Genomic DNA, 6641 nt, shown 5'->3' on the forward strand with positions numbered 1-6641 from the left:
AGGGATCAGGCCGCTTCTTCGTTCTCGCCCAGACGGGCCTTGCGCGCCTCGGCCTCACGTACGGCCTCGACCGCGCGATCGACCACCTCCAGCCCCGCACCGGATTTCACCCCCTCGACGGTCAGGATGCGGCGGAAGGCGCGCGCCCCTGCCCGACCGTGCATCAGCCCCAGCATATGGCGGGTCATGCTCGCCAGATTGGCGCCTTCGACCAGCCGCGCGGCCATATAGGGTCGATACCGTTCCAGCGCCTCGAACACGTCCACGTCCGGCGTCGCCTCGCCGAAAATGCGTCGATCCACCTGCCCCAGCAGGGCCGGCTCATGATAGGCGGCGCGGCCCAGCATGACGCCGTCCAGTTGCACCCCGTCGTCAGCCTTCAGATGCGCCTCGGCCTGATCCAGATCGCCGATCCCGCCGTTGATGCAGATGGTCAGATGCGGCCGCTCGCGCTTCAGCCGACGCACCAGTGCGTAGTCCAGCGGCGGCACGTCCCGGTTCTCCTTGGGCGAAAGGCCTTTCAGCCAGGCCTTGCGGGCATGGACGACAAAGTGGGTGATCCCCACCGCCGCCGAGGCGTCGACCGTGGCGAACAGGCTTTCCTGCGGGTCCTGATCATCGACGCCGATGCGGCATTTGACGGTGGCGGGCACGGTGACGGCTTCCTTGATCGCCGCCATGCAGTCGGCCACCAGCTCCGGCTCGCGCATCAGACAGGCGCCGAACCGGCCCGACTGCACCCGGTCCGACGGGCAGCCGACGTTGAGATTGATCTCATCATAGCCATAGGCCTCGCCGATCTTCGCCGCCTCGGCCAACTGAGCCGGATCCGAGCCGCCCAACTGAAGCGCCACCGGATGCTCGACCGCGTCGAAGCCCAGCAGACGGTCACGATCCCCGTGGATCACCGCCGGCGCCGTCACCATCTCCGTATACAGAAGGGCCCGCGTGCTCAGCGCGCGGTGAAACGCCCGACAGTTGCGGTCGGTCCAGTCCATCATGGGAGCCACGGACAGTCTGTACGCTGGGTGCATCGGCGTTATTGGGAGGCATCAAGAAAGGCGGAAGGGTCGCTATATAGGCGAGACCCTCATCAAATGCGATGACGCGCGACATGGCGGCCCATACTACGGCTTCGGGCGCCAGCGACCATCCCGCTCCCCTGGCCAAACCAATTTAGCGCAGCAGCAGACACCGTCATGCCCCCTTGCGCAGCGCAGCCGCCGACGTTTCTGAAGGCGCGCTGTAACCGTTTCTCGCACATGGACCGAACCCGGATATATCCGGGCTAAATTTGCGATTCATCGAGCATTACGTCATAATCGATCGATTATAGAGACAACATAAGATTGCGGCGACGAATATATGTTCATATTCGTCGTGACGTTTTTTGTTCTTGTGTTGCCTGCCGAATAAAGAACTGGAGAGGCAATCATTCCAGCCCGCAAGCATAAACTCTAAGATATTCGGACTAAGCGATATTTCCGCGCGCCGATTTAATGTCCGCACTCCGTATATTGGGAATGTTGGCGATCGGCCCTCTTTCGCCCCGATTTTTTGCGGCCGCAGAGCCGCCTGCGACGGGGCCTGTCACCCATCAGCCCAAAGTGAATATGCCCAAGCAAAAACGTATCGCCATCATCGGCGCCGGCCCGTCGGGCCTGGCCTTGCTCCGCGCCTTCCAGTCCGCCCGTGACGAGGGCGCCGACATCCCTGAAATCGTCTGCTTCGAGAAGCAGAAGGACTGGGGCGGCATGTGGAACTACACTTGGCGCACCGGCATGGACGAGAACGGCGAGCCGGTTCACGGCAGCATGTACCGCTATCTGTGGTCGAACGGCCCCAAGGAGTGTCTCGAGTTCGCCGACTACACCTTCGACGAGCATTTCAAGAAGACCATCTCCTCCTATCCCCCGCGCGAAGTCCTGTGGGACTACATCCAGGGTCGGGTGAAGAAGGCGAACATTCGCCAGTACATCCGCTTCAATACCGCCGTGAAGGACGTGGTCTTCGACAAGGCGTCCGTGCAGTTCACCGTGACAGCCAAGGACTATTCCGCCGGTCGCCGCACGTCAGAGACTTTCGACCATGTGATCGTCGCCACCGGCCACTTCTCGACGCCGAACGCGCCGTCCTATCCGGGCTTTGACCTGTTCCCCGGCCGTATCCTGCACGCGCACGACTTCCGCGACGCGGCCGAGTTCAAGGGCAAGGACGTGCTGCTGATCGGCTCCAGCTACTCGGCCGAGGACATCGGTTCGCAGTGCTACAAATACGGCGCGCGGTCGGTCACGACCAGCTATCGCAGTCAGCCGATGGGCTATGACTGGCCCAAGGGCTGGGAGGAGAAGCCCTGTCTGACGCGCGTGGACGGCAAGACCGCCCACTTCAGCGACGGTACGCGCCGCGACGTCGACGCCATCATCCTGTGCACCGGCTACAAGCACCACTTCCCGTTCCTGCCGGACGATCTGCGCCTGAAGACCAGCAACCGTCTGTGGCCGCTGAACCTGTATGAGGGCGTGGCCTTCACGCCGAACCCGAAGCTCTTCTACCTGGGGATGCAGGACCTCTGGTACAGCTTCAACATGTTCGACGCCCAGGCCTGGCTGACGCGCGACATCATCATGGACCGGATCCAGCTGCCGTCACGCGCGGACATGGAGGCCGCCAACGACCAGTGGCGCGAGAAGGAGGTCGCCATCCGCACGGATGAAGAGGCCTTTGAGTATCAGGGCGAATACATCAAGCGCCTGATCGCCCAGACCGACTATCCTGATCTTGATATCGACAACATCAACAGGATCTTCCTGCAGTGGAAGAAGGACAAGAAGGCCGACATCATGGGCTATCGCGACAAATGCTATCGCTCGGTCCTGACCGGCACGCTGGCGGCGCGTCACCATGTGCCGTGGATGAAGGCGTTCGATGACTCGCTGGAGGCCTATCTGCGGCTTCCGTCCGCCCGCAGCCAGGCCGCGCGCGCCTGATGCGCGGCCTCTCCTGCCGCCGCCGCGCGGGCAGGAGAGGCCCCCTTGGCGGCCCGGCGCAAGGCGAAAAGGCGCTTAGGCGCGCGCCACCTGAAAACCGGCGAAGGACTGGCTGACCGGCATCAGCTCCAGCGCATTGATGTTCAGATGCGCCGGCAGGGTGGCGACCCAGAACAGGGTCTCGGCGATGTCCTCGCCGGTCATAGGCTGGGCGCCGCCATACAGGGCGTCCGACGCCGCCTGATCGCCGCCGGTGCGGACCAGGGTGAACTCCGTTTCGGCCATGCCCGGCTCGATGGAGGTGACGCGCACCCCCGTCCCGTGCAGGTCCGAGCGCAGCCCCAGCGAGAACTGGCGCACGAAGGCCTTGGTCCCGCCATAGGCGTTGCCGCCCTTATAGGGATAGGTCGCCGCCACCGAACTGATGTTCAGGATCGCCCCCTTGCGCTCAATCAGGCGCGGCAGCAGGCGGTGCGTCAGCATCACCAGGCCGGTGATGTTGGTGTCGATCATCTGGCGCCACTGGGCCAGGTCAGCCTCTTGCGCCGTCGCCGTGCCCAGCGCCAGACCGGCGTTGTTGATCAGCACGTCGATATCGCGAAAGCCTTCAGGCAGGGCGTCCAGCGCCGCGTCGATGGCGGCCTCGTCCCGCATGTCGAAGGGGGCCGCATAGACCCGATCCGCGCCCAGTTCGGCGACCAGTTCGTCCAGACGCTCCTGACGGCGCCCGGTAGCGATCACCTTCCAGCCCGCCCCCGCAAAACGGCGCGCCGCCGCCCGGCCGATGCCCGAGGTGGCTCCGGTAATCAGAATGACGCCGCTCATGATGTCCGTCCTTGAGGCTTTACTGTCGGGCCGATTTAATCCCGCACCAGCCCACCGTCGACCACCAGATTCTGTCCCGTCACCGCCCGGCTCCACGGCGAGGCGAAGAAGAGGGCCGCATCGGCGAACTCTTCCGGCGTCGTCACCGACCGCAGCGGCGTCATGCTGGCGATCAGGTCGAACACGGCTTCAGGCGTCGCAGCGCTGGCGTCGGTCGTCCGCAGCAGGCCGCCCGAGATCATGTTGACGGTGACCCCCGACGGTCCCATATCGCCCGCCGCCGTCCGCGTCAGGCTGAGCAGGGCGGCCTTGGCTGCGGTGTAGTCGTGATAGGGCACCACCGGATTCTGGAACAGGTTCGTGCCGATGTTGACCACCCGGCCAAAGCCTTGCGCCCCCATGCCGGGCGCCGTCGCCTGAATGACGTTCAGGGCGCCCCGGATCACGGTGGCGAACTGACGCTCCATGTCTTCCCACGGAATGTCCGCCATCTGGGCGCGGGCGTCGCCGTTGAAACTGTAGTCCAGCGCATTGTTGACCACGGTGCTGACCGCCCCGCCGAAATGCGCCTCAACCTTCGCGACCATGGCGTCGACGCCTGCGCGGTCCGTCACATCGGCCTGAACGGCCAGCGCCCGCTCGCCCAGTTCAGCCGCCAGCGCCTCGGCCCGCTCGCCGCTGTTGCGCCAGTTGATCGCCACCCGCGCGCCCTGCCCCGCAAAGGCCCGCGCCGCCGCCGCGCCCACGCCGCGCGCGCCGCCGGTGATGAGAACGATCTGATCGCGGATTTCCATGAGAACACTCGCAGCTTCTGAACCGACCTCAGCCATAGGCCGTGGCCGTGATGAAGACCAGCCGACCCGGAAGAACGGCGGTTGCATTTAGCATGTTTCCTAATTAGCTTCCTACCTATGAACAGCCTGTTCAAGGCCCTGTCCCATCCGGTGCGACGGCGCATCCTCGCCATGCTGCGCAAGGGGCCGCTTGCGTCCGGCGACATCGCCGCCGCTTTCGACATGAGTTGGCCGACCATCACCGGCCATCTGAATGCGCTGAAGGAGGCTGAACTGGTCAGCACCGAGCGCGACGGCCAGTCGATCCGCTATCGGCTGGAGATTTCAGCCGTCGAGGAGGCCCTGGCCTTCCTGATGGACCTGAGCGGGACGGGCGAAACAAAGGAGGAGGACCGTCATGACTAGAGTGAAACTGGACGCCCTGGATCTGGCCTCGATCATTCTGATCGGCGCCGTCGCCTCCCTCGCCATCTGGGTCGGAACCGCAGGCCCGACGACGCCGATCCCCATCCATTTCAACCTGGCGGGAGAAGCCGACGGCTGGGCGCCGCGTGGCCAGGTCGCATGGATGATCGGCGGCCTCGGCGTCGCCGCCGCCGCAACCGTCGGCGGATGCAGCCTTTACGCGCGGCTGGCTCAGGCCGATCCCGCGCGCCGACGCAGCCTCAAGAGCGCCCAGTTGGTCAGCCTGCTGGCCTTCGCGGGCTGCATCGGCCTGATCGCCTTTCCTCTGTTCAGCAAGGCCCCGCCAAGTCAGGGTGCGCATATGGCCGTGACGGCTCTGCTGTTGCTGGCGGTCGGCGCCTTCCTCGGCCGCGTCGGCCCCAATGTGGCTGTCGGGGTGCGCACCCCGTGGAACTATAAGAGCAAGCTGGCGTGGGAACGCTCCAACCGCCTGGCCGGACGGCTGATGTTCGGCCTCGGCCTGGTCGGCCTGATCGCTGCGCCGATCGCGCCCCAGCCCCTGGGGTTCAGCGCCCTGATCACCGGCGCTCTGATCGCCGCCGCCTGGTCGGTGTTTGAAAGCTGGCGCGTGTGGCGCGCCGATCCCGACCGACAACCTTTCTGACCCCTGCCCATCCGACGACGGAGACAAGCATGCTGACCCTCGCCGCCGCCTTGCTGCTCTCACCGGTTTCGACGCCGGTCGAGCTGCCATCCAGCCCCGCGCCGCTGCACGGAACCCTGCTGTCGCCCGAAGGCCAGACGCGCGCCGCCGCCGTCATCATACCCGGCTCGGGGCCGACCGATCGCGACGGGAACAGCCCGCAGTTCGGCATTCAGGCCGCGACCTATCGCCTGCTGGCCGAAGGCCTGGCCGAGCGCGGCGTCGCCACTGTCCGCATCGACAAGCGCGGCATCGGCGAGAGCGCCGCCGCTGGTCCCTCCGAAGCCGACCTGCGCTTCTCAACCTATGCCGAGGACGCCCGCACGTGGGCGGCCGAGGCGGCGGCGAAGACGGGCCGCCCCTGCGCCTGGCTGATTGGCCACAGCGAGGGCGCGCTGGTCGCCTTGGCCTCTGTCGCCGCCAAACCCGACGGAGAGGGCGATAAGGTCTGCGGCCTGGTGCTGCTGTCCGGCGCCGGTCGCCCGGCGGGCGTCGTGCTGCGTGAACAGCTGAACGCCCTCCCCGAACCGCTGAAGACCGAAGCCTACGCCGCCGTCGCCGAACTGGAAGCAGGCCGCACGGTCGCCAATCCGCCCGCGTCGCTGGCCGCGCTGTTCCGCCCCTCGGTCCAGCCCTACCTCATCTCCTGGCTGACGCTGGACCCGGCGAAGCTGGCGGCCGCCTACGACGGCCCGCTCTTTATCGGTCAGGGCACGACGGACATTCAGGTGACGCTCGCCGACGCCGAAGCGCTGAAGACCGCCCAGCCGCGCGCCGAGCTGGCGATCTGGGACGGCGTGAACCACGTCCTGAAGGTCGCGCCCGTCGAACGCGCCGCCAATATCGCGACCTATATGGACCCCGCCCTGCCGCTGGCGCCCGGCGTGGTCGAGGCGGTGGCGGATTTCGTGCTGAAGTAGATTC

At 66.0% G+C, this 6641-nt stretch carries 7 protein-coding genes; 4 read left to right on the plus strand and 3 right to left on the minus strand.

Annotation, left to right across the window (positions count from 1 at the left end):
* Positions 1 to 5: 5 nt before the first annotated feature.
* Entirely contained in the window at positions 6 to 1034 is a 1029-nt protein-coding gene (gene dusA / locus D1604_RS09035; RefSeq protein WP_119413026.1) for a tRNA dihydrouridine(20/20a) synthase DusA, read from the minus strand.
* A 579-nt stretch (positions 1035 to 1613) separates the two neighbouring features.
* Between dusA and D1604_RS09040 the strand changes: the two genes are divergently transcribed.
* On the plus strand, positions 1614 to 2990 hold the full coding sequence (locus D1604_RS09040) for a flavin-containing monooxygenase (RefSeq protein WP_119413027.1): 1377 nt from the start codon (positions 1614 to 1616) through the stop codon (positions 2988 to 2990).
* Between the two features lie 75 nt (positions 2991 to 3065).
* Here the strand turns inward: D1604_RS09040 and D1604_RS09045 are convergent, their stop codons facing one another.
* Positions 3066 to 3815 (minus strand): SDR family NAD(P)-dependent oxidoreductase, encoded by a 750-nt coding sequence (locus D1604_RS09045; RefSeq protein WP_119413028.1) that lies wholly within the window; start codon positions 3813 to 3815, stop codon positions 3066 to 3068.
* A 35-nt stretch (positions 3816 to 3850) separates the two neighbouring features.
* Positions 3851 to 4609, minus strand: coding sequence for a 3-oxoacyl-ACP reductase (locus D1604_RS09050; protein ID WP_119413029.1), 759 nt, complete (start codon positions 4607 to 4609; stop codon positions 3851 to 3853).
* Positions 4610 to 4726: 117 nt separating this feature from the next.
* Between D1604_RS09050 and D1604_RS09055 the strand changes: the two genes are divergently transcribed.
* From D1604_RS09055 to D1604_RS09065, 3 genes are read left to right on the plus strand one after another with little or no spacing between them, the layout of a single operon-like run.
* The gene (locus D1604_RS09055) at positions 4727 to 5014 is read left to right on the plus strand and encodes a metalloregulator ArsR/SmtB family transcription factor (protein ID WP_119413030.1); all 288 of its coding nucleotides are present in this window, start codon (positions 4727 to 4729) and stop codon (positions 5012 to 5014) included.
* Complete coding sequence (locus D1604_RS09060) at positions 5007 to 5678, plus strand: SdpI family protein (RefSeq protein ID WP_119413031.1); 672 nt, start codon at positions 5007 to 5009, stop codon at positions 5676 to 5678. Before D1604_RS09055 ends, D1604_RS09060 begins: the two co-directional genes overlap by 8 nt.
* A gap of 29 nt (positions 5679 to 5707) precedes the next feature.
* On the plus strand, positions 5708 to 6637 hold the full coding sequence (locus D1604_RS09065; protein WP_119413032.1) for an alpha/beta hydrolase: 930 nt from the start codon (positions 5708 to 5710) through the stop codon (positions 6635 to 6637).
* Positions 6638 to 6641: the final 4 nt, after the last annotated feature.

The organism is Brevundimonas sp. LPMIX5, from assembly GCF_003576505.1.
Taxonomy (GTDB): domain Bacteria; phylum Pseudomonadota; class Alphaproteobacteria; order Caulobacterales; family Caulobacteraceae; genus Brevundimonas; species Brevundimonas naejangsanensis.

Bases quoted from the DNA above. Each gene is read 5' to 3' on its own strand.
- D1604_RS09065 (WP_119413032.1), top strand. From the start codon at position 5,708: ATGCTGACCCTCGCCGCCGCCTTGCTGCTCTCACCGGTTTCGACGCCG.
- D1604_RS09050 (WP_119413029.1), bottom strand. From the start codon at position 4,609: ATGGAAATCCGCGATCAGATCGTTCTCATCACCGGCGGCGCGCGCGGC.
- dusA (WP_119413026.1), bottom strand. From the start codon at position 1,034: ATGCACCCAGCGTACAGACTGTCCGTGGCTCCCATGATGGACTGGACC.
- D1604_RS09060 (WP_119413031.1), top strand. From the start codon at position 5,007: ATGACTAGAGTGAAACTGGACGCCCTGGATCTGGCCTCGATCATTCTG.
- D1604_RS09040 (WP_119413027.1), top strand. From the start codon at position 1,614: ATGCCCAAGCAAAAACGTATCGCCATCATCGGCGCCGGCCCGTCGGGC.
- D1604_RS09055 (WP_119413030.1), top strand. From the start codon at position 4,727: ATGAACAGCCTGTTCAAGGCCCTGTCCCATCCGGTGCGACGGCGCATC.
- D1604_RS09045 (WP_119413028.1), bottom strand. From the start codon at position 3,815: ATGAGCGGCGTCATTCTGATTACCGGAGCCACCTCGGGCATCGGCCGG.